This is a genomic window from Larkinella rosea, assembly GCF_003858635.1.
Lineage (GTDB): Bacteria > Bacteroidota > Bacteroidia > Cytophagales > Spirosomataceae > Larkinella > Larkinella rosea.
This window is the reverse complement of record NZ_RQJO01000015.1, coordinates 119,191-141,581: the sequence shown is the minus strand read 5'-3', so window position 1 is coordinate 141,581 and position 22,391 is coordinate 119,191. Positions and strand designations below refer to the sequence as shown.

The window sequence follows — 22,391 nt, the reverse complement described above, 5'->3', positions numbered from 1 at the left end:
TTCAAACTAGCGCAAACGATTCGACTCCTGGACCAGTTTTTCGTCCCGGCGGATGAAACGATTGGCTAACATATTGAAAATCAGAGCCGCAACAATGGCAAAAAAACCAAACAGGAAATTACCCTGATCATCCGGATTGAAGAAATCCTTGCCTTTGTAGAGCGTCAGATAGAGAATAAAACCCATAATGGCAGTCAGTAAAATGGCGTTGACGGCACAAAGACCCATTTGCAACAACCGGTTTCGGAATTTGAAAACGGTAAACAGCGAAACGCCCGCAACCACCAGCGCCATCAGGGCGAGGTAGTAAACCGGTGTAATCTGCGACTGGGTTCCCTGCGTATACACCAGTTGGAAAGCGGTCAATCGTGCGGTTTCGGTTGGGCCAACACCGGCTTTTTCCCAAATGGGGAAACCGAGAACGACGCCCATGGAAATGACGATCAGTAACAGAAATATAGTCTGGATGCGTTGAAGCATAGTATCATTTTTTTGAGTTTGCGAAGATACATGAGGAATCCTGAAAAGAAAACAGAAATTCGCATCGTTCTAACCTCCGACGGTTCTAGTTCGGTCTTCAATCCGGAATTTAACCAGCATTACCATTCCGTATTTGGCGCCTTGCAGGAGTCTCAGCGGATTTTTTTGGAACTGGGCCTCTATGCGGCTTTTGAGCGGTTCGAACAGATCAACGTCTTCGAAATGGGATTTGGCACCGGTTTGAATGCCTTACTGACGTTACTGGAAGCCGAGAAAAACCAGCGCACTGTCACCTATACGGCGGTGGAAACACACCCGCTTTCGATGGAACAGGCCCGCGAACTTAATTTTGACACATTACTGAATTGCCACTACCTAAAGCCTTTACACGAAGCGCCCTGGAACCGCCCGGTGTCGATTACGCCGGTTTTCGATTTGGTAAAATACGAAGGTCGTTTGCAGGATTTCCAAACCACAAACCGCTATAATCTGGTGTATTTCGACGCCTTTGCGCCGGAAGCGCAACCCGAACTCTGGACCCAGGAAATTTTCGAACAACTGGCCGCAATGATGCAACAGGGTGGTTTGCTGACGACATACTGCTCGAAAAGTTCGGTGAAGTGGAATCTGAGAGCCGCCGGTTTTCTGGTCGAAAAACACCGGGGGCCGGCCCACAAGCGGGATGTCCTGCGGGCCATTCGACTGTAACGGACGGTTTTAAACGCTTACGACCGGTTTTATAAAAAGGAAGTAATCAGCGCGGCAACTTTCTCCAGTTCCTGCACGTCCAGTTCGCTGAAATCATTCAACTGGTCGCTGTCGACGTCCAGCACCATCGCAACTTCGCCGGTTTTGTCAAAAACCGGTACGACAATTTCCGACTTCGAATCGGAGCTACACGCAATATGTCCCGGAAACTGCTCGACGTCGGGCACCAGAATGGTTTTTTTTCGCGAATAGCTCGCACCACAAACGCCTTTGCCAAAATCGATCCGGGTGCAGGCAATGGGGCCCTGAAACGGGCCTAAAACCAGTTGATTGTCTTTTTTGAGGTAAAAACCGATCCAGAAAAAGCCAAACGCTTCTTTTAAAGCTGCCGAAATATTCGCCAGATTGGCCACCAGATCCGGTTCGCCCTCGGTCAGAGCCTGAAGTTGGGGTAACAGACTTTCGTAGATTTCCTGCCGTTGAGCGGTTTTTGGAAGAACAAGCGTTTCAGCCATTCGAAATCAAACCGTTACGTTCTTGAAATACCGCTTCAGCCACGAATCGCTGGCTTTGATCTGCCAGTTGGCGAGTAAATCGGCTTTCGTAGCGACGAGATTATTGAATACCGTCGTTTCGGGTGTCAGACGTCCTTCGGCCACGGCGGCTTTGATTTGCGGCAATGCAACGGTTTCAATCGCTCCATCAGCCGTTACAAAAGCCGCCGAACGATCGAAAAAATCCGTATTCAACGCCCGGGCGAATTCGCGCACCCAGCCCACAGACGAATCGATCGAGCAACCGCTCGGTTGGTGGTGGCCTTCGTCGACGGCAACAATTAAAAACCGGTTATTTATCAATTTTGCCGACCCGAGTAAGGGCGTTCCGTGCGCGGCCCAGCCATCGACGGCGGGCTGTAAATCGGTTTCAATGGCCGACACTTCGGCGTCGGTCAGCGGGCGGGCCGACTGGTAAACCCAGACGCGGGCCGTATCCGGAAGTTGGTTGAAAGAAATCCACATGTTGTGTTATTGCTTTGGGCCGAGGGATAAGGGCATGGGGTAAAACGGCCCTCTGCCCCATGCTCTCCCCTACAAACTCTGCGCCTGGGCAACGAGTTCCGCAAGGTCATAGACTTTAACGGAATCTTCGCGGTCTTTGTTCTTGATGCCATCAGTCATCATCGTCATGCAAAACGGGCAGGCCACGGCAATGGTGTTTGCGCCGGTCGCCAGAGCCTCTTCCGTGCGTTCGACGTTGATATCCTTCCGGCCGGGTTCCGGCTCTTTAAAATACTGAGCCCCACCGGCTCCGCAACACAGTCCTTTGGTTCGAGAGCGTTTCATCTCGACCAGATCGGCATCCAGCGCCAGCAACACCTCGCGCGGGGCTTCGTAAACCTTGTTGGCCCGACCGAGGTAACACGAATCGTGGTACGTAATCCGGCGACCTTTAAACTCTCCACCGCCTTTCAGCATCACTTTGCCTTCATTGATCAGCTGCTGCAAAAACTGCGAATGGTGAATGACTTCGTAGTTTCCACCCAGTTCGGGGTACTCGTTTTTAAGCGTATTGAAGCAATGCGGACAAGCGGTTACAATCTTTTTTACGCCGTACCCATCCAGTACCTGAATATTGGCGACGGCCTGCATCTGGAACAGAAACTCGTTTCCGGCCCGTCGGGCCGGGTCGCCGGTACAGGTTTCTTCCGTCCCCAAAACCGCAAACCGAATGCCAACCTGATTCAGGATTTTAACAAACGCGATGGTGACTTTCTTGTACCGGTCGTCGAACGAACCGGCGCACCCGACCCAGAACAAGACCTCCGGCGTTTCGCCCTTAGCGGCCAGATCGGCCATCGTCGGTACCTGGTAGTTAGTTTCCTCTGTCATGGTTCATCGTAAATCACTGGAATCCAATTTAATAAGCCGATCCGTTTGCATGTGCTGACCGTGACTAATGATGCGGTACAACAGCGTTAGAAAGTAGGCCAAACAGCCCACCAGCGTCACTTCCATCAGGTAGTCAACCAGATTGTCCGTCGAAACCAGTTGGCTCCAGCTCGTAAAAATCGGCGTTTTGAGTCCCCACCAGTACGTCGGATGCACCACCACCACGGCATTGAAGAGGATCAAGGCTACGACGTGCCGCCCATTTTTTAAGTCGATGACATTGACCAGCATCGGCATCAGAAAAATGAATGCATAATTTCCAAACGAACTTTTATGGATAAACATCATAAAACAGAAGCACAAACTCCACAAAATAGGCAGGGCTTTTGAATAACTCATCCGCTGTTTGAGAACGGCTGCGCCCAGTGACGAAACCACGACCGTCAGGCCAACGCCCACCCAACTCAGGATTTTGGCATAAGGCTGAAAATCACCAATCAACGGGCTAAGCACAGTCCATACATTGGGTGCAAAAGGCATATCGGCAAACGCCAGGGGTGTCAGGAATTTATCGCCCACCAGCAGTATCAAAATGCCCAGGGCGGGCAGTCCCGTCAAAGCCAAACCGGCTACATACCGTACCGGTTTTTCGACCAGAAACAACATGGGGAAGACAATGAGAATGGCCAATGCTTTGGTCGTAATGAGTGCCAGCGCCATTACCACGCCAATCCACAGGCTGTCGCGCGTGCGGTTCCAGACCAGGGCGGAAATAACGCCAAACAGCCACATCCAGATATCTTCCTGACCGCCCAAAACGCAGAGAACCAACGGCCCGGGCAAAACCAGGTAGGTGAGTAACCGTACGAAACTATCCCGAATTTCGGTACGGTATAGTTTCCAGGTAAGCCAGAGCGCAAGCCCTTCCATCAAAATCATCTGAAAAATCACAGCCTCGGCACTGTTCCAAAACCAGAGCAGGAGCGTTGTTGCATACGGAAATAAGGGACTGTAGGGCGTCCAGAAATCGCGGTAAACAATCTTCCCATTCATGGCATCGACAGCTGCGCTATAAAAAATGGGGACATCAGACCGGGCTTTCAGTTGCAGAACGACATAAACAATCAGGAACGGAACAATGCGGAATAATACATAAAACAGCACCAGTACCGACGTTTGTTGCCGGGAATTGATTCGGTCGAGCAGATTTTGAAAACGTAACAGTCCGCCGGTAACAACCGACCCTAAAAACGCAATCGCGATCTTAAAAAGAAGTACTGACATACGAATGGGGAAACGCCCGCGAGACTCTCAAATATTCCCGGCCGGTATTTAATTGGCTATCTGTTGGTAAAAGTAGGCAGTTTTTTCAGTAAGTAAATAAAATTCCAGCCGGTGGGATTGTTTACCAGACAGCTCATTTATTCACCTGATCGGCCCAGTTAAACCGGTCGCCGGGCGAAAACTTCCACGGTGCCATATTATTCTCGATATTGCTGAACATGGCGTTCCAGGAAGCCGGTGCCTGCGCTTCTTCCATAATTTTGTACCGCCGGAGTTGCAGAATGATTTCCAGCGGATTGATATTCACCGGACATTCCTGCACACAAGCCTGGCAGGTCGTACAGGCGTTGATTTCTTCGGCCGTAATGTAATCGCCCAGCAGGGTCTTACCGTCGTCGTAGTCAGCCCCATGCTGGTGCCACCCATGCTGAATGTCTTCCAATCGGTCGCGCGTATCCATCATAATTTTGCGCGGAGATAGTTTTTTGCCGGTGATGTTGGCCGGGCAAGCCGACGTACAGCGACCGCACTCGGTGCAACTATAGGCATCCATCAGGTTTTTCCACGTCAGATCCCGCACGTCTTTGGCCCCAAACCGGCCCGGTTCGGCCGGGGTTTCGTTCGGGTCAGCCTGACTAATCCCGAGCGCCAGTTGGACCTCTTTCGTGATTTCCGGCATGTTTTTGATCTCGCCTTTGGGTTTTAGGTCGGAGAAATACGTGTTGGGGAAAGCCAGGACAATATGCAGGTGTTTCGAGTAGGTCAGGTAAACCGCAAAGAACAGAATACCCAGAATGTGAAACCACCACGCAAACCGCTCGCAAACGACTAGAGCCGCGTCACTCCAGTTGGCAAACAGCGGCATCAAAAACTGGCTGATGACAAAATTGCCAACGCTCTTCAACTCGCCGTAATGCCCCACTCCCCGCTCACGCAGGACGCTTTCTGACGCGTTCCAGGTCAGGAAAGCCGTCATCAACAGGATTTCAAAGGTCAGGATCAAAGCCGCATCGGTGCGGGGCCAGCGGGTCATTTCAGGGTGTCGTTCGGATTGAAAACGCGGCACTTTGATTACGAACCGCCGGATCAGAAAAACCGCACAGACGACCCAGACGCCCAGCGCCAGGATTTCGAACGTGTTGATTAAAAACGGATAAATCACGCCGGTGAAGGGCGCAAAAAGCCGGTGGGTTCCCAGGATACCGTCGAGCACAATTTCCAGTACTTCGATATTGACAATAATAAACCCGACATAAATGACAAAATGCATGAGACCGACGGTTATGTTCGTCATCATTTTTTTCTGCCCAAATGCCACGCGCAACATGATGTTAAAGCGCTCATTAGGCCTGTCTGTGCGGTTTTCGGGCCGACCCAGTTGGATGGCGCGCCGAATGAGACCAATGCGTCGGGTCAGGAACCTGGCCATGACAGCCAGTGCGGCTACAAATAAAATCTGCTGAAGAATTACCATAGTATTTGGTGTAAACGAAAAAACTACTACCTTTGCACCCACAAAAATTACTACCGGCAGTACCTGGTGATGTAGCTCAGTCGGTAGAGCAAAGGACTGAAAATCCTTGTGTCGGCGGTTCGATTCCGTCCATCACCACCCTCGAAATCAGGCAGTTACGACCAAAAGTTGTAACTGCCTTTTTATTTGGTACAACAATGGTACAACAAATATCTTTTTGAGAGCTCTTCATAATTCGCTGATTAATAAGGCGTAACATTAATATATCCTCTCTTTGCTCTCTTATTTCTGATTAAACAAACATTGAGCTATAAAGGCATTTTCTATCGGCTTTTACGGCAGATGCCGCGAATATAATAATTTCATTTATATTAGTATGCATGCATACTAATATTCGAAATTAATTCTTGAGATTCTAATTTACAGGAATCCAAAACCAGAGATTGCAGCATCCTCTTCTCAAGAGCTAAGTGCAACTGATCACTTTTACTTCAATTTATATCACGTCACATAATCCCGCTTGATCAAGTTTGTGGGGAAGTTAATCATCTCATTTCGACAAAAGTGCAATTAAATTCTACAACTAAAGTCAGCCCGATAACTCTACCTTTATGTCGGATTGGTCAAACTAGCCATTGGGGAAATTAAAACCCGTACTAAGCCAATTCTAGCATCGATGATCATTTCCATTAGCTATACTTATGCTGAATAAAGAAACGTAAAAACTTATAGATCAGCCAGTAACAGTTACCTTGATTATCTACTCATGGATGCTTTCGATCTAGATCTGCCCTTACTGGATCTTGTTTCTAAATATGAACGAAATAGCTGGACGGCTAGGCACGCAGTGGAAGGCGTGCAGATATTTGGTGGCATTGGGTCGGGCAAAACATCTGGTTCAGGAAGGCTACTGGCTCAAAAATATTTGCTCAATGGCTTTGGGGGTCTTGTACTCACCGTCAAGCCCGATGAGAAAGCTGCTTGGGAGCATTTTTGTCAACTTACCGGGCGCACCCATGATCTACTTATTCTTGAACCCGGTGGCGAGCACAGCTTTAACTTTCTTGAGTATGAATCTGCTGCTGATACTAACGAAAGGCCACTAACCGATAATATTGTTGAGGTCCTTAAAACAGTTATGCGAGCTGGCCAAGAACAAGCAGGTGGACACTCGGATGATCCATTTTGGGAGTCAGCACTTGATATGTTGATGTTCAATGTAATGGATTTGTGTAAGCTCGCCTATGGGCAAGTAACCGTAACTAGGATGTTCGACATTGTTCAAACCATTCCGAAGGCAGATGAACCGATCAAAACTGATACCAATAAGTCGAAAGCATTTGCGCAAGCCTTTGAACAGGCCCGTCAGAACGTTAATGACCAAATCGATCAGTGGGCAAGGACACTTTCAGATAGCGAACGAGCCGCACTTGCTGATGATATTCTTTTTGAAATTAAGCTGCTTGAAACCTTGCCAGATGCCAGACTACTCAAAGATGTGGATCAATTTTTCATTGATAATTTCATCACGCTATCAGATAAAACTCGGTCTATAATCGAGTTTTCATTTGCCGCTTTTTTGTTCCGCTTACTCCGCGAACCAATCTATTCGCTATTCTGCCATCGCCCCTCGACACTAACACCAGAAGATAGCCTGGATGGGAAAATCATTCTGCTCAATTTACCCATTAAACTCTACCACAAAGTGGGCCGAGATATACAAGTACTCTTCAAGTACATCTGGCAACGGGCAATGGAAAAACGGAATCTCACTCAAAACAGCTGGCCTGTTTTTTTGTGGGCTGATGAAGCACAGCACTTTATTCACGAAAAAGATGCTGAATTCCAAGCCACTGCTCGCAGTAGCCGGGTGGCAACGGTCTATATCTCACAAAACTTACCCAATTATTATGCCTGCATGGGAGGAGCTAAAAGTGAGTACCGGGTCAAAAGTTTCTTAGGTACGTTGGCCACTAAAATTTTCCATGCAAATGCGGATCTAGAAACCAACCGTTATGCATCCGAGTTGATAGGCGACATTTACTTTGAAGAAGAATCCCAAAGTACAACGGTCGCTGAGAATTTTTCCAAAACCAAGTCTCAATCGCTTAAACTGGAGCGTCTGGTTCGCCCTGAAGAGTTTGTCCAGCTTAAAACAGGTGGACCCTTGAACAATTTTCTGGTGGAAGGTTATCTCCACCGTCAGGGTGATCGGGTCCTAAAAGGCTTCAACCACGTCAAAATGACATTCTCTCAGCAATACCAACCTCCACAATAATCACTTAATATCCCTCCCTACGACCATGCAAAAAAATCTCTATTATCGTACCGTTTTTAAACGGACCAATGCCATCAAAGAAGCGATGCTCAGTTTCTTTATGGCTCTTAGCTCTTACCCCCGCTTGCTGCTGGAAGTCTTCATCCGGCGTAATTTTGGAGAGCGTTATTTTTCGTTTTCTGGATCAATTTTTCTCGCCTTATTACTTGGGCTCTACCCCCTCTTAAAAATTGGAGGCTTGAGCTTATTGCGCCCATCTTATGGGTATTACGGATCTAGTTTTAGTTTCGGTAATTTCATGCTCCACTATGCCAGTTGGTATGGTTTTTTACTGGCGTTCTTAGTCATGGCAGTTCGTCGGAATGAAGAGGTTAAACGGCTTCCATCTGTCTTTGATTTTGCTCGCTTTAGCTTGTCGAGTGGTCGGCTCCACCCTCGTTTTTTAGAGTTTAAAATCGGCGATCGGCGACTCGGTCTTCGAACGATTGAAACTCTATTGGAACCCGCTTTCTTCTTTTTAATTGGCTTAGTGCTTTGGATGTTTGGGCAAGGTATCGGTCTCGTTCTTATCCTATGCAGCATCATTTATTCGCTTAGCTATCAAGCCGCTTATTATCAGGGCGATCAGTTTATCATGGATAAGATTGATGAGATGATCTGTAACGAAGAGTTGGTTAAATCATTTGTAGAAGAACGCGATCCCAGTCAAACACGTGGTTTCAATTTTTATGGACGTAGACCTGTTAATCCTGAGACCCGACGCAAAGTTGCCGAAACCTTTCTGGAAACAGAAGAAACGGTAATCGCTTTATAGTCAACTCTAAGCTGTGCTTAGGGAAGATGTCTGATGAAATTTTTAGACATAACAGAAAAGCCGTATCGCACAGCTCAGACCACTGATTGCTGTTGATATACGTAGCTTAAGCAAACGCAAAATTCGTCTGCTCTTTGGCTTAACGCTTGTATCCTCACCTCAATGATCCGGATGATCCAAAGCAAGTCAGCCGCTCACGCCAAAGCCTATTTTACCGAGGCTTTGGCGAAGCCTGATTATTATCTATCCGGAAATGACCAAGAAACAAAAGGATATGTACAAGGCAAATTAGCAAAGCGCTTAGGTATCGACGGCCCCATCACGCAATCTGTGTTTTATCAATTGTGCGACAATGTTCATCCAGGGACAGGTGGCTCATTAACACCTCGCACGAAAGAGGAACGAACGACGGGCTACGACATTAATTTTCATTGTCCGAAATCCGTTAGCATCCTCCATGCGCTGAGCCAAGATAATCACATCCAGAAAGCTTTTGAAGAGGCCGTCCGAGCTACCATGCTTGACTTGGAAACTGACAGTAAAACGCGTGTGCGCAAGGGGAATGTTTATGGCGATCGACTGACGGGCGAGCTGGTCTGGACAGATTTTATCCACCAGACCGCCAGACCCGTAGATGGGCATGTGCCTGACCCCCATTTGCATGCACATTGCTTTGTGTTTAACGCCACCTGGGACGAAACGGAAAAAGAATGTAAAGCCGCTCAATTCCGCGACACCAAACGTGACATGCCATACTATCAAGCCCGTTTTCACAAACGCTTGTCAGACCAATTGATCCAACAAGGCTATCAGATTAGGCGGACTGCGAAGTCGTTTGAGATCGAAGGTGTACCACAGAATGTGATTGATTTGTTTTCCAAGCGCACCGATGAAATCGGTCGTATCGCGAAAGAAAAAGGAATTACCAGCGCCAAAGAGTTGGATGAGTTAGGTGCACGCACAAGATCCAAAAAACAGCAGGGCTTATCTATGAGCGAGCTGAAATCGGAGTGGCGTCGGCAAATTGGCGAATTGGGATCACAGGATGAACGTGAGGGCAAGCGACCAATCCGCTTTTCGTCCACCCAAGAAAAACAATCGCTTCAACCACAAAATTGCGTCGATCACGCAATCTGCCATGATTTCGAGCGCGCATCAGTGATACAAGATCGTCGATTACTAGCCACAGCATACCGCCATAGCATCGGCCATCAGTCGGTTTCGATTGATACAATTACGGATTGCTTGCAGGCCGATGAGAGACTAATCCAGATTGAAGAAAAAGGCCAAATGCTCTGTACCACCAAGCAGGTTCTGTTGGAAGAGCAACACATGGTCCAATTGGCAAGACTGGGTCAGGGCAAGCTTAAGCCTTTGTATCAGAAAACACCAGAGCTAAGTGTCAGTGGCCAGCAAGCTGATGCTATTCGACATGTACTGACCACACCACATCGGGTATCAATTATTCGGGGCGCTGCGGGCTCGGGCAAAACGACGTTAATGCGCGAAGCGGTCAACAAGATTGAACAGGCTGGCAAGCATGTGACGGTGGTAGCCCCCTCTTCGCAAGCCTCACGAGGTGTATTGCGAGAAGAAGGCTTTGAGCATGCCCAAACAGTGGCACAACTCTTAACGGATCATAAACTCCAACAAGCATTACGCGATCAAGTCCTCTGGGTTGATGAAGCTGGCTTATTGGGTACGCAGGACATGAGTGCGCTACTGAAGTTATCCAACGAGCAAAACACGCGATTGATCTTAGGGGGCGATACCCGCCAACACGCCAGTGTGGTGCGGGGCGACGCCTTGCGTATCCTCAACACCGTTGGCGGTATCCAAACTGCCGAGGTCAATAAAATTTATCGCCAGCAGCGTGAAGCGTACCGACAGGTGGTAGAAGATCTTTCAAAAGGTGATGTCAAAAACGCTTTTGCTTTATTGGATCAAATAGGGTTCATTCAAGAAGTCGATCCACTGAAACCCAATGATGTGCTCGTAGAAGATTATGTGTCGACCCTGCGGGAAGGTAAATCCGCTCTGATTGTTTCCCCAACTCATCAGCAGAGTGATGAGGTGACTATAGCCATTCGGGAAAAACTTAAAACAGAGGACAGACTAGGTAAAAAAGAGATTACGGTTTCACGTCTAACAAACACGAATTTCACCCAAGCCCAGAAAAGTGATTGGCGAAATTTTCAGGTGGATCAGAAAATCCAGTTCAATCAAAACCGACCGGGAATCAAGCGAGGCAGTGTATGGACGGTCAAAAGCTGTTCGGAAGCCGGTGTGGCGATTGAGAGTGAACAGCAGGAAACAAGATATCTCCCGATAGATAAGCCGATCGATTATGATGTATTCCAACTAAGTGAGATGCCCCTATCTCAAGGCGATCAGGTACGTATCACTCGCAATGGATTTGATCTGAATAAGACCCGATTGGATAATGGGCAACTCTTGGATGTGATCAAGGTATACAAATCGGGTGAACTGGTTTTGCGTAATCGGTTGAGTCAAGCCGAATATCGACTGGATGCAAACTATGGTCATTTGACCTATGCCTATTGCATTACCTCTCATGCAGCGCAAGGCAAAACTGTTGATGAGGTGTTTATTTCGCAACCAGCTAATACCTTTCCGGGGACCGATGCCAAGCAGTTTTATGTATCGGTTTCCAGAGGTCGTCATCGTGCACGCATCTATACCGATAAGAAAGTGGAGCTACTGGAACATGTTATACGCGACGGCGATCGAAAGTCAGCCATTGAATTGACAGGACATGTCGATCCCACTTTAAGCATGATGCATCAACATCTTCGGGAAACTCAGCATCTACAGCAAAAGAGTCCGACCAAAGAGAGCAAGTCGTCTACCCCACCTCGTTCTAAAGACCGTGATTATGAACCAGGGCTTTAAGCTCCGATTTGATCAGATGCAGGAAAACAATCCGGCTGATCCAGCAGAACCCTTAACGACGAGTGAACTGGATATATATCCTCAGCCAGGTTACGGTCGCCAGTTGTGTCTGATTTGGCCGGATGGTCGGCGGATGTTTTTCAACTATGCCTATTTAGTAACAGGCGAGTTCGACCCTAATGCGGAGAAAAACAACATTAAATTAAGCTTTTCCTCGCATGTGGTCTTACTACAAGGCTATGGATTAGAGCGCTTATTTATGGCCTTACTCGATCAATTACCACGGCAACTGATAGCGATTGATCCCCGATACATACTGGATGATGAACTCACTAACACATCAATTACAGATATAATCGTGGAGAAAAAGGACTAAAAGCGATTGCTTTAAAAGAAGCCGGACAGCGAGTGGCTGTCCGGCTGAGCTAAGTTTAGTCTTGTGATTTATTGCGCCGGATGGTGATACTAGCCTCCTGCCCTTTGGTATACAGGTAAGTAGCTCCCAGCATATTAATGGATAAATTCATGCCTTCTTTATCGCTGTGCTCCCAGGCTGCGCCAATTTTTTGCCAATCGGCTTTGTTATTTCCCTCTTTGCCTTCAACGACATAGATGGTGTGGGTTGGGGTTTTGGTATTGGTTTCGTTTTGGGTAGTCATCATCATATCTCCTTTGGTTTGTTGTTGATGATGGAATCGCCCATCGTTCGAGCGACGGAGAAAGCTCCCCGAAAGGAAAAAATCGATACGTAGCTAGCGTAGTGTCTATTTTTTCCTGAAGTCGTCAGAGCCTTTTGGGAAGATCCTAAAAGGAGGGATAAGCGCCATCAACGACGATTGAATGAAGCTGCCAGCATTTATCAACGACAGACAAAAGAGGGTTTTTAATGACGGTAGACAAACGAATTCAAATTCACTCCCTACTCTCACGCTCAATATCATCTAATCAAAACGAGGTTGCAAACGATGAATGTAATCTACGGCTTTCTGCGCTTGGGAAGCAGCTTGAAAAATGAAGCGTTTATCGTCTTTCAATACGTGCAACCAAGACTGCATATAAGCCGCATGATGCTGTTCAGGTACCGGCTCAAAGCCTAAATCAGCCGCTAGAAAACAAGCGCCGAGTTCAGCTACGAGCTCTTCTTTAGCATAGCCTTCATCACCATAAGCTTTACGACCCAAATCACGGTTCAGTCGATCCGGGTGTTTCGTCCAGTGGGTGAGTTCATGGGCTAATACGCCATAATAGCGTGTTGGAGTTTCAAAGCTTTCGAACGGTGGCATTTGAATTCGATCCGTACTTTGCGTGTAACATGCCTGGGAACCTATATAAACATCGGCTTTTGTTTGAGCAAAAAACTGCTCAAGTTTCAGATCGCGTGTTTGTTGGTGACATCCAACGGATTCCTCCGAACTTTTATAAAAACCATCGGCTAACCCATCAATTTGTCCAGCGTTGAATACGGTGTACGTTTTGAGAAACGGAATTTGGTTGTACTTGCGATCACCATTAACATCCTCCTCTTCTTTAGTGAATGTATCGGCATACACAATTTGAGTGCCTTTTTCGCCTTTGCGAATCGTGGCTTTAAGGCTCGTAGCCTGTTTGAAGGTCATCCAGTAGGGCGAAGAGAAGCTTTGATCACTGGCCGCATTCCAGAGAATGAGTGTATTAATACCCGTATAGGGGACAGCGTTCCCGCGTAGCGGACGCATGACTTGACCAGCCAAATGGCCCGCATGCCAAGGCTTACGCCACAGCAGATTTCCAGCTTCCAAATCGGCTAGGATTTTGGCTGTAACTCGTGAATAAATATCCTCAGAAGAAGACGTAATTGAAATAGATGTTTTATGCGGTTTAGACTGTTGAGCTTTGTAGCTAATCGGGTTTGGCATGTATACAGCTCCAGAGGTTCCTAGTTATCAAGTCAAATCTGATCGTCTAGTGAGTGAAAATGTGTCTATCATCCGACCAGAACTGGGGTGGCTTATCCACTGCCCAAGCCACAATTTTGGTCGTTAAAGGCCTATCATTAATTAGACACCTTTGCTTTTTATGCTGAATAGCCCTGTTGAATCCACTCATTTAGCACGGCATACAACCCTCATCGACAAAGGAGTAATAGCCGCGATCGGTGACGATTAGATGATCCAAAACAGCAATATCAAGCAGTTTACCAGACAAGAAGAGTTTACGGGTCAAAGCCAAATCTTGTGGACTGGGTTGGAGGTTGGCACTGGGATGGTTGTGAGCGAGAATAATCCCAGCAGCATTGGCTTTGAGAGCAGTGACAAAAACTACTTTCGGATCAACGATACAGGCGGCCATACCACCAGTAGCAATATCAGAAATCGCCAAACAGTGATTTTGGCGATCCAGGAGTAAAATTTTGAATTGCTCCAGCAGTTCCAACTTAGTCTCATCCCAGGTCGCCCGCAGAATTCGGTAAGCGGTGGCGGAATGGGTCACTGGTATTCGCTCTTGGTATGGTATTTTGTTGCGATAGCTGATTTCGATTTCATTGACCGTTAAGAGAGGCAGGAGATTATGTTGTTCCATAAAACCCCTTAATCCAATCGATGCCATGTCTGCCGATGCCAATCGATCACCTGCTCGTGAGGTGCGAACACATCTGTCATTGGAACATGACGTAATCTGTCTTGGCTCTGACAGAATTGAGTCAAAGCGTGTCGAGCCTGTTCGCCGATTGGATTACTGGTGAGCCAACTGTATAGAGTGCGATACCCGTAATCCTGGAGATAGGCTGTGACTTGCGGAAGTAGTGAAATCTCATGAACAATGATCACATCGGCCTGTAATCCTCGATCACTTAACTGACCTAAAACGGCTAGATAATCTAGGCAGGTCTGAAAAATATGGATAGCCTTAGGCAAACACGTTTGCGCTCGCACAAAAGAGATGGCTCGTGGACCAACGAACCCACTAAAAAACGGGTTTTTGAGGGCAAAGCCATTCTGTTCATTTTTGAAGCCCAACGCCAAGAAACTTCTTCGACTGACCAAATTTTGCACCTGAATTTCCTGTAGGTGTCGTCGGGCAATAGATAAGGGAATTCTCAATTGATCCAAGTAATGGATCAACCCCACATACCCAATTGGCTTTTGAGACTTGAGTTGAAGCGATGCAAGATCACCAATTAAGTCTGACGATTGTGGTATGGCCTTAATAAGACGCTGGCTAGATAGGTTAGTAATCCAGCGATTAGCGTCTACGAGGGTATGGTTTTCGTTGGTGAATTTAAGATAGTACTGGGCCAGATTGGTAAGATCGCCACCAATGCCAAGTGAATAATCATACCAGCGGTTGGTTTTCAAATAGACCCAAAAACTCAACGATCTTCCAGACTGTAAGGGAGATTGATAGAGTGCTTTCGTGTGATTAATCCAATGTGGCCGATAATTCAGCTTGTCCAGGATTTCGGAAATAGGTATAGTCTTCGCATGGTCCTTGTCCATGACATTCCCTCCAGGAAAACGATTGTGATACAGGGCACAGGAGCCGAAACGTTTTCGTAGAACGTTTCGGCTCTGCTCTTAGACGCGTAAGTGTCGGTCAATGAATTCGTCTAGATCTGTTTTGAGATAACGAACTAAGCGACCAATCTTACGAACTTTTAGGTCCGGGTGTCGTTTAGTCGAATGCCAAACAGCGAGAGTGCCAGCTGTCACTTGCAAATATTCTGCTGCCTTTTTCCGATCCATGAGATGGGGATATACAGGCTTGCCTTGGGGCATTGTTGACTCCTTAGTCGACAAACAAAAATCAGTTAATCTGAACAGAGGCAGTTAATGCTTTCTCTACATGAATGTCAATTCAACGTTGAATTGTTACACTCCAATAAACTAGATTAATAAGCCGATGAGCAATAAACCGATTGGCATACACATGAATTTCGTTTTCAAGATTTGGTTACGATTGCATGTCCTTTGCCAACTTTAATGCACCGCAAAACACCCGCTTGCATAAGTCCAGATATAAAAAATGCCATCATTGCCCTAGCTCGACTTCATAAGGACCGTTTGTTCAAACTTGCGACATCGCTTCAGATCCAATTAGATTAGTCTAATTATCTAAGGTAAAGATTAACTCAAATCGTGTACCGTTATCGCATCTGAATGTGTACTCTCCATGAAGCTGCTGCGCCTGTATTTTTATAAGTTTAAGTCCATAAGTTGTTTCTTCCTCTTGTGGCAAGTTAAATCCAGGCCCGTTATCCTGTACAATCAATCGAACTGTGGCCGCTGTTTTCTGCGCTTGTATAGTTAATCTAGGAGTATCATGGCTGAGAAAAGCATATTTACAAGAATTGGTGACCGTCTCGGTCAAAATGAGACCCAATGGCAGCATTTGATCCGCCGATAGCCAGATGCTGTCAATCTGATAAACTGAATCAATATAATTTAGACCGTACGTTTCAAGAATATAGGTAACGAGTTCATGAATGTAGCGATTCAGTTCGACAGCCACCAAGCGCTCAGCGTTATCATAAAGTCGTTTATGCAGTAGCTCAATGGATTGGATGCGCAACTGGCTTTCTGTAATGGCTTCATGGGCGACTTTATCTGTTAGTTGAAATTTCTGTAATGTGAGCAAATCAGATACTGCTTGTAGGTTATTTTTAACTCGGTGGTTTTGCTCTTTTACTAGCGCAGCATTATGCTCACTGATCCGTCGATTTTTTTGGTTTAGGCGATAAAAGGCGATGCCTACACCAATGGCCATGAGTAAACCACCAGACAAACCATACATGACCTTTCGTTCAGCAGCGAGCCGAGTATCTCTAACTTGAATGAGTTTTTGTTGATTTTTGATTTCAGCATCTCGCTTTTCAGCATCGTATTCAACACCTAGCCGTTCAATCGCTCCATTGCGATCTTCACTGACCATTTTTAATTGATGCCCATACGATAGGTCTTGGTAAGTAATAGCTTTGCTGTAGTTCTTTGTTAGTCTATATAAATGAAAATAGTTGTGATAAATAGGTATAAGTAGTGGAGCCGAGTTAAGTTGATATTGATTATATTTTTTTAGAGCGTCATCTAACAAGTATTGTGCTTGTTTGGGTTTTTTAATGGAAATATAGAGTTGTGCTAAATTGGCCTGTGTTATTATCGTTGCCCCAGTTTGCTTTAAGCGGATTTGATCTACCCAAAGAGATTTATAGTATCGAATAGCTTGTAATGTATCTCCTTTAAGCAAGCAAATAGTGGCTAAGTTATCCTTTATCGCATTAAAATCTTTTAGGACTCGAAGTTTCTGACGGGCTAAGCGGTAGTAATAAAAACAGCTGTCACAGGCCTCTTCCTTATTCAAATTACTAGGCGAGATAGATAGAAGTGTATTCGTTTGTTTATCGCTATAGGCAACGAGTTTTTTTGACGACTGACGGCAAGCCTCCATATGAAGCCTGCCCATCATGGCATATGCACTCTCTAAAGCTTTTGTTGAGTCAGGTGTATGAATATTTTGAGCGGTTTTTAAAGCTAATCGTATATAGTGATTGCGTTTTTCAATCCCAGACGTTTGGTAAGAACTACCAGACAATTGAACATAAAGCTTAACTAAATCGGCAGATGGACCTCGAGGCTCACGAATGCGCAAAGATTGCAAGAACCAATAACGGCCAGTCTTATAGTAAGCAACACCTGTATAGAATTTCCCAAGCCGATAGCAAACTTCACCCAGTTCAGCTATATCATGATTTACTTGAGCTTGATGTAAAGACGCTCTCAACTCCATGAATTTCTCAGACTTACTAATAGCAGGCAAGTAAGCGAGTGAGTCCGATAAAGCTGAGAGCCCTTCTGATTGAGCTGGTAGTTGACGATCAAACCCTATTAGCAAGAGTAACAATATAATGTAAAAACGATCCATGATAGTAAGGCATGTATGGAAATAGGCGTAGATGTGAAATACATTTATTGGCGATTTTTTATCGTATTTACTTGTTCCAATAATTTTTTATACTTCCCGTCTGGCATTGGAACTTGATATATACCTAAATAGATAACCTCGTTATCAATACGATTTATATGGGCTAAATTAATGAGTATTGAATTGGAAAGACGATAGAAGTTAGCAGACAGAGAGTTTGATAAATAACCTAGATTAAAGGTTACAACCAACGGTAAATGTTTTCTTTTATCGCCGTATACACGCTGGTAGCCATCTGAGGTCAGATAGAGAGTGGAGTAATTCCGTTGAGCCTCGATGTAAATAATATCACTTTTATCTATTCGCACATGAGATTTGTCGAATGGAATAAATAATCGATCATCAATGCCCGAATTATCAGTGGCTGAGGTTGAATAAAAATTATGAATCGCCAATTCAACCTGATTGATCAGTTCACTTTCCCGGTAAGGCTTATATAAAAAAGAGGCCGGATTCGTGATTTTTGCGCGCTTAAACGTTTCCTCTTCCGAATTGCTTGTCAAATATATAACTGGTATATCTTTTTGACGCAGCAAAGCGAGTGCTGTTGCAATGCCATCAAGCGGACCTTCTAGAATTATATCAATTAACGCTAAATCAGGATCTTCCGAGATGAGGAGTTTCATAGCCTCACCATAGTTTGAAGCAATCCCACAAACGTTATAGCCTTGCTTGAGCAAATGCTCTTTAAGCACGTGGGCTGTCAATAACTGATCTTCCACGATCAAAATTCGATGTGGTTCCATTAGGTGTAAGGTTTAAGGAAGGATAGAATAGTAATTCATGACAAATTTAAGCCAAACCCTACAAGAACATGTGGGTTTTGATTTGTCAAACCGGCATTCGGGGAAATCAAATCTAAGATTGGGGTATTTTATAAACCGGATGGCTTTATGGATATCTATATTGGATGTATAGTTCAAAAGCAAAAACTCTCAAGGAATACTTTAACATAAAACAAACTATAATTTTATGATTTCTCAATTAAAAAGTTCGTGTTCGTTAGAGCAAACATCAAAGGAGAATATATTCTACAAGTTACAAAGTGTAGAACCACACGCAACAGGTCTTGCGTTACCGAGCCACATGGCAGTTTTAGACGATGATTCCGTATTAGTTAGCGAATTTGCGAGAGGAGTTATTCGTGATGTAACTAAAGGTGGCGATTATTCTGATACAAATAAAGATGTTTTTGTTTCAGGCATGAAGCATCCCGGTGGGATAACACAGTTAAAAAATAAGAGAATAATTGCTGCTGACTCTGGTACAGGAAAAGTATATGATATCTCAGCAGGTGGCAATGCAGGCGATTATACAAAAATTTTTGAAGGTATTTCTCACCCTTATGGCGTAATAGAATTTCGGAATAAACTTTATACGTCTTTTTCTAATAATGAAATGTCTGGAATTGCACAGATAGAAGAAGGCCAGATATTTGATTTCAAAACACATGCATATGTCTTTGGGTTTCCTGTGGTTTTAACTCTTGAGCCTTATCGTTCATTAGCAGGATGCGGAGGAAGCTGGTCTACTGCGGTTTTAGATGATAAATTGATGTTTTCTCATGCGGCACTTGGGGCTATTTATGACGTTTCTGAAGGAGGCTCTTATGATCAATATAGAAATTCATTGTACGCTTGGGGGTTAAATTTGCCTCTTGGAATGACAATTGATCCTATTAATAGGCAATTATTTGTTTGTGAACGCGGCAATGGGGACATAAAAATAATTAATATTCATGGTGGTTACTCACGCTTTGCTCAACCGCTTGTAACGGGCTTTAAAGATTGCAGTTGCATTCGTTTTATAAAAGATGGTAGTATAGCCTATGTATGCGATCGAGCAGTTGGAACAGTTTATAAACTTACTTTCGACTTGCATAAAATATCATAATTCAATAAAATGATCAAGTGATTTTTCGTACTAGTATAGGTTTTATAATGACTACTCGTATTCATCTGCTTTCACTTTCAGCAAGTGCTCACTCGGTAAGCAGAGCATGCTTAGAGCCCGTTCAATCAGTCCTTGAAAAAGCAGGCCATTCTACAGCGAAAATGGACATTAGAGACTATCCACCCGTCTGGGTGGATAGTTCTTCTCCAGAGAATTACCCATCAGAATATTCTATCTTATCAGAGGACTTAAAGAAAAGTGATGGATATATATTATTTATGCCTGTTCATTGTTACACAGTGCCCAGCACAGCTAAAATTATAACTGAGATATTATTTACTCCATTACGTAAGAAACCCATAGGTTTTGTAACTGCGGCTTCAGGAAAGAATAGCTTTCTCGCAGTTAGAGATATAATGGGAAGCCTTATTTTTGACAGTCACGCCTTAATATATCCAATTCATGTTTACCTTAATCAAGAAGATTTAAATGACGAATTCTTACCAAAGGATTCATTAATTACAAGAATAGAAAAATTCTCAAATGGATTTAGCGAATTTACCAACCTTTTGAAAGACATTTCAAGGTAGATAAATATCTCACAATTTATACACAAGAAGTATCCGTATATAATACAAAAACTCTATTTAATAATAATTATTAAGAAAATTGCATTTATTATTGAATCTCCGATAACAAACATATTAAATCAAACTATATATAAAATTACGACGTCGTAATTTTATATATAGTTTGATTTAATATTGAATACAAAAACACATCTATACTGTTTCCGTCTATTTTATTGTAGTTTTCAATAGTTTTTTCTTTTTTTAATCCAGCTTTTAATAAGGCTTTTTCAGATCTAACATTTCCTACTACAGTTATTGCCTCTATTCTTTCTATTTGTATACTTAAGAATAAGAAATCTATTATAGCTTTTATTATTTCAGTAGCGTACCCATTATACCAATATTTAGGCAATATATTGAACCCTATTTCAACCTTATTAATTTTCTCATCAAAGAGTAACAATCCTGCTTCACCAATATAAGTTCTGCTGTCGTTTAATTTTAACGCAAACATTGAACATTTTCCATCCGAGTATCTTTGAAGCATTTTTTGTAAATATATTCTTTCTGGATATATACCGGAACTAAATTGTTCAGACGAAAATTCCCAGACTAATGGTTCAGATAATAACAATTTAATATTATCTAAATCAGCCTCTGTATATTTATTCAAAATCAATCTTTCTGTTTGGATTTTGGGTAGCAGCATATTATTTCATAAATTTCAACAAATCACAAAAATTATAACATCAAAAATTTACAAAAAAATCTCGCAAAAGACAATATAATTAAGGTAATATTTCCAACACTAACATGATTATTATATTAATTCATCTGAAATCACCCATATATATATATATTTACAAGCGCTAAAATTTAAAAAGTATGAAATATTTCATAGCTTTATTTCAAAGTTCGAACGCCCTAATTAATCATATTAAAAACAATAGTAACTTAACCTTTAATTGTCCTACTAATGCAGAACAATGACACCTATTTAAGTTTAATGTTTTCTACAGGAAACTCGGCTGTACTTTAGCCTAAAGTGTGATGGCTCGATAGATGCGCTACACTAGGGCCTTATGGGATTTCTTGGTAATGTACTATATTGAGGACAAAAACTTCTCCTCATGGCACCTGACTCTGCATCAGCTCAGACTCGACAAAAGTGGCTGGCTGTTTATTATCAAGTAGGCTCAATTAGTGTGGCCGCCCGACGATGTGGCATTGCCCGATCCACGCTCCAGCGATGGATTAAACGAAAAGAGCTAGAAGGGTTGGAAGATCGTTCGCGTCGGCCTCACCATTTAGCCCGTCAGCAGTTCGACGATGAAGTGGAAAATCTAGTCTTGCAAATTCGGCAGACTCAAAACATCGGTAAGATTCGTATCTGCTCTTTTTTATTTCAACAGCACTCCATTCAAGTATCCGTGGCCACTGTAGGACGCATTCTAAAAAAATACGATTGCCCACCCATTAAACGCTTTCACAAACAGCAGCCCTTTATCCGTTATTCCCGACCAATACCCGGTGACCGAGTTCAAATGGATGTCTGTAAAATTACCACAGGTATCTATCAGTATACCGCTATTGATGATTGCAGCCGTTTTCGAGTCATGTATACTTATAAACGTCGAACGGCGGCTAATACCATTGACTTCTTAGATCGCTTAATTGAGCAGATGCCGTTTCCCATTCAACGGATTCAAACTGATCGAGGCCGAGAGTTTTTCGCCTATTGCTTTCAGGAGCGGTTAATGGAGTATCACATCAAATTTCGCCCTATCAAACCTCGCTCCCCTCACCTCAATGGCAAAGTCGAGCGTAGCCAACAGACCGATCTTCAAGAGTTTTATCGTACTGCTGACCTGAAGGATGCTCACCTAAACGACCGCTTAGAAGAGTGGCAGTTTTACTATAATTATCAGCGTTCTCACAGTTCATTGAATGGAAAGACGCCTGCTTTGGCCGTAGCTGAAAAAGGGCCCGAAACGCCGTTCTGGGATGATGTAATTGCTCGTTATTATCCCAGTAAAGAACGGATTCGCGAGCAACATTATGTTCGCGACAAACAAGTGGCTAGTCGTAAACGGAAATCTTCAACTTAGAAAAGTACCAAGACTAGACAATA

The 22,391-nt window shown here is 44.2% G+C and carries 21 protein-coding genes and 1 tRNA gene; 9 read left to right on the top strand and 13 right to left on the bottom strand.

Annotated features, from left to right (window positions below):
- Positions 1 to 6: 6 nt before the first annotated feature.
- Complete coding sequence (locus tag EHT25_RS27015) at positions 7 to 480, bottom strand: DUF4293 domain-containing protein (protein ID WP_124878488.1); 474 nt, start codon at positions 478 to 480, stop codon at positions 7 to 9.
- A 30-nt stretch (positions 481 to 510) separates the two neighbouring features.
- On the opposite strand from EHT25_RS27015, the gene mnmC2 reads away from it, so the two are divergent.
- Positions 511 to 1,188 carry a tRNA (5-methylaminomethyl-2-thiouridine)(34)-methyltransferase MnmC2 gene (gene mnmC2, locus EHT25_RS27010; RefSeq protein ID WP_124878487.1) on the top strand — a complete coding sequence of 226 codons (678 nt, stop codon included), beginning with the start codon at positions 511 to 513 and terminating at the stop codon, positions 1,186 to 1,188.
- A 29-nt stretch (positions 1,189 to 1,217) separates the two neighbouring features.
- Here mnmC2 and msrC read toward each other — a convergent pair whose 3' ends face one another.
- The 5 genes from msrC to EHT25_RS26985 all read right to left on the bottom strand — a co-directional run bounded on the left by msrC (position 1,218) and on the right by EHT25_RS26985 (position 5,835).
- A complete protein-coding gene (gene msrC, locus EHT25_RS27005; protein ID WP_124878486.1) occupies positions 1,218 to 1,703 on the bottom strand; it encodes a free L-methionine (R)-S-oxide reductase MsrC in 486 nt (161 codons plus the stop codon).
- Positions 1,704 to 1,709: 6 nt separating this feature from the next.
- The gene (locus EHT25_RS27000; protein ID WP_124878485.1) at positions 1,710 to 2,207 is read right to left on the bottom strand and encodes a hypothetical protein; all 498 of its coding nucleotides are present in this window, start codon (positions 2,205 to 2,207) and stop codon (positions 1,710 to 1,712) included.
- A 69-nt stretch (positions 2,208 to 2,276) separates the two neighbouring features.
- Positions 2,277 to 3,077, bottom strand: a complete 801-nt coding sequence (locus tag EHT25_RS26995; RefSeq protein ID WP_124878484.1) for a (Fe-S)-binding protein — start codon at positions 3,075 to 3,077, stop codon at positions 2,277 to 2,279.
- A 3-nt stretch (positions 3,078 to 3,080) separates the two neighbouring features.
- On the bottom strand, positions 3,081 to 4,361 hold the full coding sequence (locus EHT25_RS26990) for a hypothetical protein (protein ID WP_185731508.1): 1,281 nt from the start codon (positions 4,359 to 4,361) through the stop codon (positions 3,081 to 3,083).
- Positions 4,362 to 4,494: 133 nt separating this feature from the next.
- Positions 4,495 to 5,835: a 4Fe-4S dicluster domain-containing protein gene (locus EHT25_RS26985; protein WP_124878483.1), complete on the bottom strand. Its 1,341-nt coding sequence runs from the start codon at positions 5,833 to 5,835 to the stop codon at positions 4,495 to 4,497.
- A gap of 65 nt (positions 5,836 to 5,900) precedes the next feature.
- On the opposite strand from EHT25_RS26985, the gene EHT25_RS26980 reads away from it, so the two are divergent.
- The 5 genes from EHT25_RS26980 to EHT25_RS26960 all read left to right on the top strand — a co-directional run bounded on the left by EHT25_RS26980 (position 5,901) and on the right by EHT25_RS26960 (position 12,216).
- Positions 5,901 to 5,973 (top strand) — tRNA-Phe (locus tag EHT25_RS26980).
- A gap of 628 nt (positions 5,974 to 6,601) precedes the next feature.
- Positions 6,602 to 8,113, top strand: coding sequence for a type IV secretory system conjugative DNA transfer family protein (locus EHT25_RS26975; protein WP_124878482.1), 1,512 nt, complete (start codon positions 6,602 to 6,604; stop codon positions 8,111 to 8,113).
- A gap of 25 nt (positions 8,114 to 8,138) precedes the next feature.
- Positions 8,139 to 8,927, top strand: a complete 789-nt coding sequence (locus tag EHT25_RS26970; protein WP_124878481.1) for a hypothetical protein — start codon at positions 8,139 to 8,141, stop codon at positions 8,925 to 8,927.
- Positions 8,928 to 9,089: 162 nt separating this feature from the next.
- Entirely contained in the window at positions 9,090 to 11,840 is a 2,751-nt protein-coding gene (gene mobF / locus EHT25_RS26965) for a MobF family relaxase (protein WP_229311809.1), read from the top strand.
- Positions 11,824 to 12,216, top strand: a complete 393-nt coding sequence (locus tag EHT25_RS26960) for a hypothetical protein (RefSeq protein ID WP_124878480.1) — start codon at positions 11,824 to 11,826, stop codon at positions 12,214 to 12,216. The genes mobF and EHT25_RS26960 overlap by 17 nt, the downstream gene beginning before the upstream one ends.
- 55 nt (positions 12,217 to 12,271) lie before the next feature.
- Here EHT25_RS26960 and EHT25_RS26955 read toward each other — a convergent pair whose 3' ends face one another.
- The 6 genes from EHT25_RS26955 to EHT25_RS26925 form a co-directional block, all read right to left on the bottom strand.
- Positions 12,272 to 12,505: a hypothetical protein gene (locus EHT25_RS26955; RefSeq protein ID WP_124878479.1), complete on the bottom strand. Its 234-nt coding sequence runs from the start codon at positions 12,503 to 12,505 to the stop codon at positions 12,272 to 12,274.
- A gap of 276 nt (positions 12,506 to 12,781) precedes the next feature.
- Positions 12,782 to 13,735, bottom strand: a complete 954-nt coding sequence (locus EHT25_RS26950; protein WP_124878478.1) for an ArdC family protein — start codon at positions 13,733 to 13,735, stop codon at positions 12,782 to 12,784.
- Between the two features lie 190 nt (positions 13,736 to 13,925).
- Complete coding sequence (locus tag EHT25_RS26945; RefSeq protein ID WP_229311808.1) at positions 13,926 to 14,426, bottom strand: JAB domain-containing protein; 501 nt, start codon at positions 14,424 to 14,426, stop codon at positions 13,926 to 13,928.
- A complete protein-coding gene (locus EHT25_RS26940) occupies positions 14,408 to 15,316 on the bottom strand; it encodes a DUF8464 domain-containing protein (protein ID WP_124878477.1) in 909 nt (302 codons plus the stop codon). The genes EHT25_RS26945 and EHT25_RS26940 overlap by 19 nt, the downstream gene beginning before the upstream one ends.
- Positions 15,317 to 15,923: 607 nt before the next feature.
- Complete coding sequence (locus EHT25_RS26930) at positions 15,924 to 17,735, bottom strand: sensor histidine kinase (protein WP_124878475.1); 1,812 nt, start codon at positions 17,733 to 17,735, stop codon at positions 15,924 to 15,926.
- Positions 17,736 to 17,779: 44 nt separating this feature from the next.
- Complete coding sequence (locus tag EHT25_RS26925; protein ID WP_124878474.1) at positions 17,780 to 18,541, bottom strand: response regulator; 762 nt, start codon at positions 18,539 to 18,541, stop codon at positions 17,780 to 17,782.
- Between the two features lie 226 nt (positions 18,542 to 18,767).
- On the opposite strand from EHT25_RS26925, the gene EHT25_RS26920 reads away from it, so the two are divergent.
- Together EHT25_RS26920 and EHT25_RS26915 are read left to right on the top strand one after the other, a co-directional pair.
- Positions 18,768 to 19,688 (top strand): hypothetical protein, encoded by a 921-nt coding sequence (locus EHT25_RS26920; RefSeq protein WP_221622340.1) that lies wholly within the window; start codon positions 18,768 to 18,770, stop codon positions 19,686 to 19,688.
- Positions 19,689 to 19,735: 47 nt separating this feature from the next.
- On the top strand, positions 19,736 to 20,278 hold the full coding sequence (locus tag EHT25_RS26915; protein ID WP_124878473.1) for an NADPH-dependent FMN reductase: 543 nt from the start codon (positions 19,736 to 19,738) through the stop codon (positions 20,276 to 20,278).
- A 136-nt stretch (positions 20,279 to 20,414) separates the two neighbouring features.
- Here the strand turns inward: EHT25_RS26915 and EHT25_RS26910 are convergent, their stop codons facing one another.
- The gene (locus EHT25_RS26910; protein ID WP_124878472.1) at positions 20,415 to 20,969 is read right to left on the bottom strand and encodes a GNAT family N-acetyltransferase; all 555 of its coding nucleotides are present in this window, start codon (positions 20,967 to 20,969) and stop codon (positions 20,415 to 20,417) included.
- 421 nt (positions 20,970 to 21,390) lie between these two features.
- On the opposite strand from EHT25_RS26910, the gene EHT25_RS26905 reads away from it, so the two are divergent.
- Positions 21,391 to 22,368: an IS481 family transposase gene (locus EHT25_RS26905; RefSeq protein ID WP_124878470.1), complete on the top strand. Its 978-nt coding sequence runs from the start codon at positions 21,391 to 21,393 to the stop codon at positions 22,366 to 22,368.
- Positions 22,369 to 22,391 lie beyond the last annotated feature (23 nt).

Excerpts from the sequence above, each read along its gene's own strand:
- EHT25_RS27015 (WP_124878488.1), bottom strand. The coding sequence starts at position 480 with ATGCTTCAACGCATCCAGACTATATTTCTGTTACTGATCGTCATTTCC.
- mnmC2 (WP_124878487.1), top strand. The coding sequence starts at position 511 with ATGAGGAATCCTGAAAAGAAAACAGAAATTCGCATCGTTCTAACCTCC.
- msrC (WP_124878486.1), bottom strand. The coding sequence starts at position 1,703 with ATGGCTGAAACGCTTGTTCTTCCAAAAACCGCTCAACGGCAGGAAATC.
- EHT25_RS27000 (WP_124878485.1), bottom strand. The coding sequence starts at position 2,207 with ATGTGGATTTCTTTCAACCAACTTCCGGATACGGCCCGCGTCTGGGTT.
- EHT25_RS26995 (WP_124878484.1), bottom strand. The coding sequence starts at position 3,077 with ATGACAGAGGAAACTAACTACCAGGTACCGACGATGGCCGATCTGGCC.
- EHT25_RS26990 (WP_185731508.1), bottom strand. The coding sequence starts at position 4,361 with ATGTCAGTACTTCTTTTTAAGATCGCGATTGCGTTTTTAGGGTCGGTT.
- EHT25_RS26985 (WP_124878483.1), bottom strand. The coding sequence starts at position 5,835 with ATGGTAATTCTTCAGCAGATTTTATTTGTAGCCGCACTGGCTGTCATG.
- EHT25_RS26975 (WP_124878482.1), top strand. The coding sequence starts at position 6,602 with ATGGATGCTTTCGATCTAGATCTGCCCTTACTGGATCTTGTTTCTAAA.
- EHT25_RS26970 (WP_124878481.1), top strand. The coding sequence starts at position 8,139 with ATGCAAAAAAATCTCTATTATCGTACCGTTTTTAAACGGACCAATGCC.
- mobF (WP_229311809.1), top strand. The coding sequence starts at position 9,090 with ATGATCCGGATGATCCAAAGCAAGTCAGCCGCTCACGCCAAAGCCTAT.
- EHT25_RS26960 (WP_124878480.1), top strand. The coding sequence starts at position 11,824 with ATGAACCAGGGCTTTAAGCTCCGATTTGATCAGATGCAGGAAAACAAT.
- EHT25_RS26955 (WP_124878479.1), bottom strand. The coding sequence starts at position 12,505 with ATGATGATGACTACCCAAAACGAAACCAATACCAAAACCCCAACCCAC.
- EHT25_RS26950 (WP_124878478.1), bottom strand. The coding sequence starts at position 13,735 with ATGCCAAACCCGATTAGCTACAAAGCTCAACAGTCTAAACCGCATAAA.
- EHT25_RS26945 (WP_229311808.1), bottom strand. The coding sequence starts at position 14,426 with ATGGCATCGATTGGATTAAGGGGTTTTATGGAACAACATAATCTCCTG.
- EHT25_RS26940 (WP_124878477.1), bottom strand. The coding sequence starts at position 15,316 with ATGGACAAGGACCATGCGAAGACTATACCTATTTCCGAAATCCTGGAC.
- EHT25_RS26930 (WP_124878475.1), bottom strand. The coding sequence starts at position 17,735 with ATGGATCGTTTTTACATTATATTGTTACTCTTGCTAATAGGGTTTGAT.
- EHT25_RS26925 (WP_124878474.1), bottom strand. The coding sequence starts at position 18,541 with ATGGAACCACATCGAATTTTGATCGTGGAAGATCAGTTATTGACAGCC.
- EHT25_RS26920 (WP_221622340.1), top strand. The coding sequence starts at position 18,768 with ATGATTTCTCAATTAAAAAGTTCGTGTTCGTTAGAGCAAACATCAAAG.
- EHT25_RS26915 (WP_124878473.1), top strand. The coding sequence starts at position 19,736 with ATGACTACTCGTATTCATCTGCTTTCACTTTCAGCAAGTGCTCACTCG.
- EHT25_RS26910 (WP_124878472.1), bottom strand. The coding sequence starts at position 20,969 with ATGCTGCTACCCAAAATCCAAACAGAAAGATTGATTTTGAATAAATAT.
- EHT25_RS26905 (WP_124878470.1), top strand. The coding sequence starts at position 21,391 with ATGGCACCTGACTCTGCATCAGCTCAGACTCGACAAAAGTGGCTGGCT.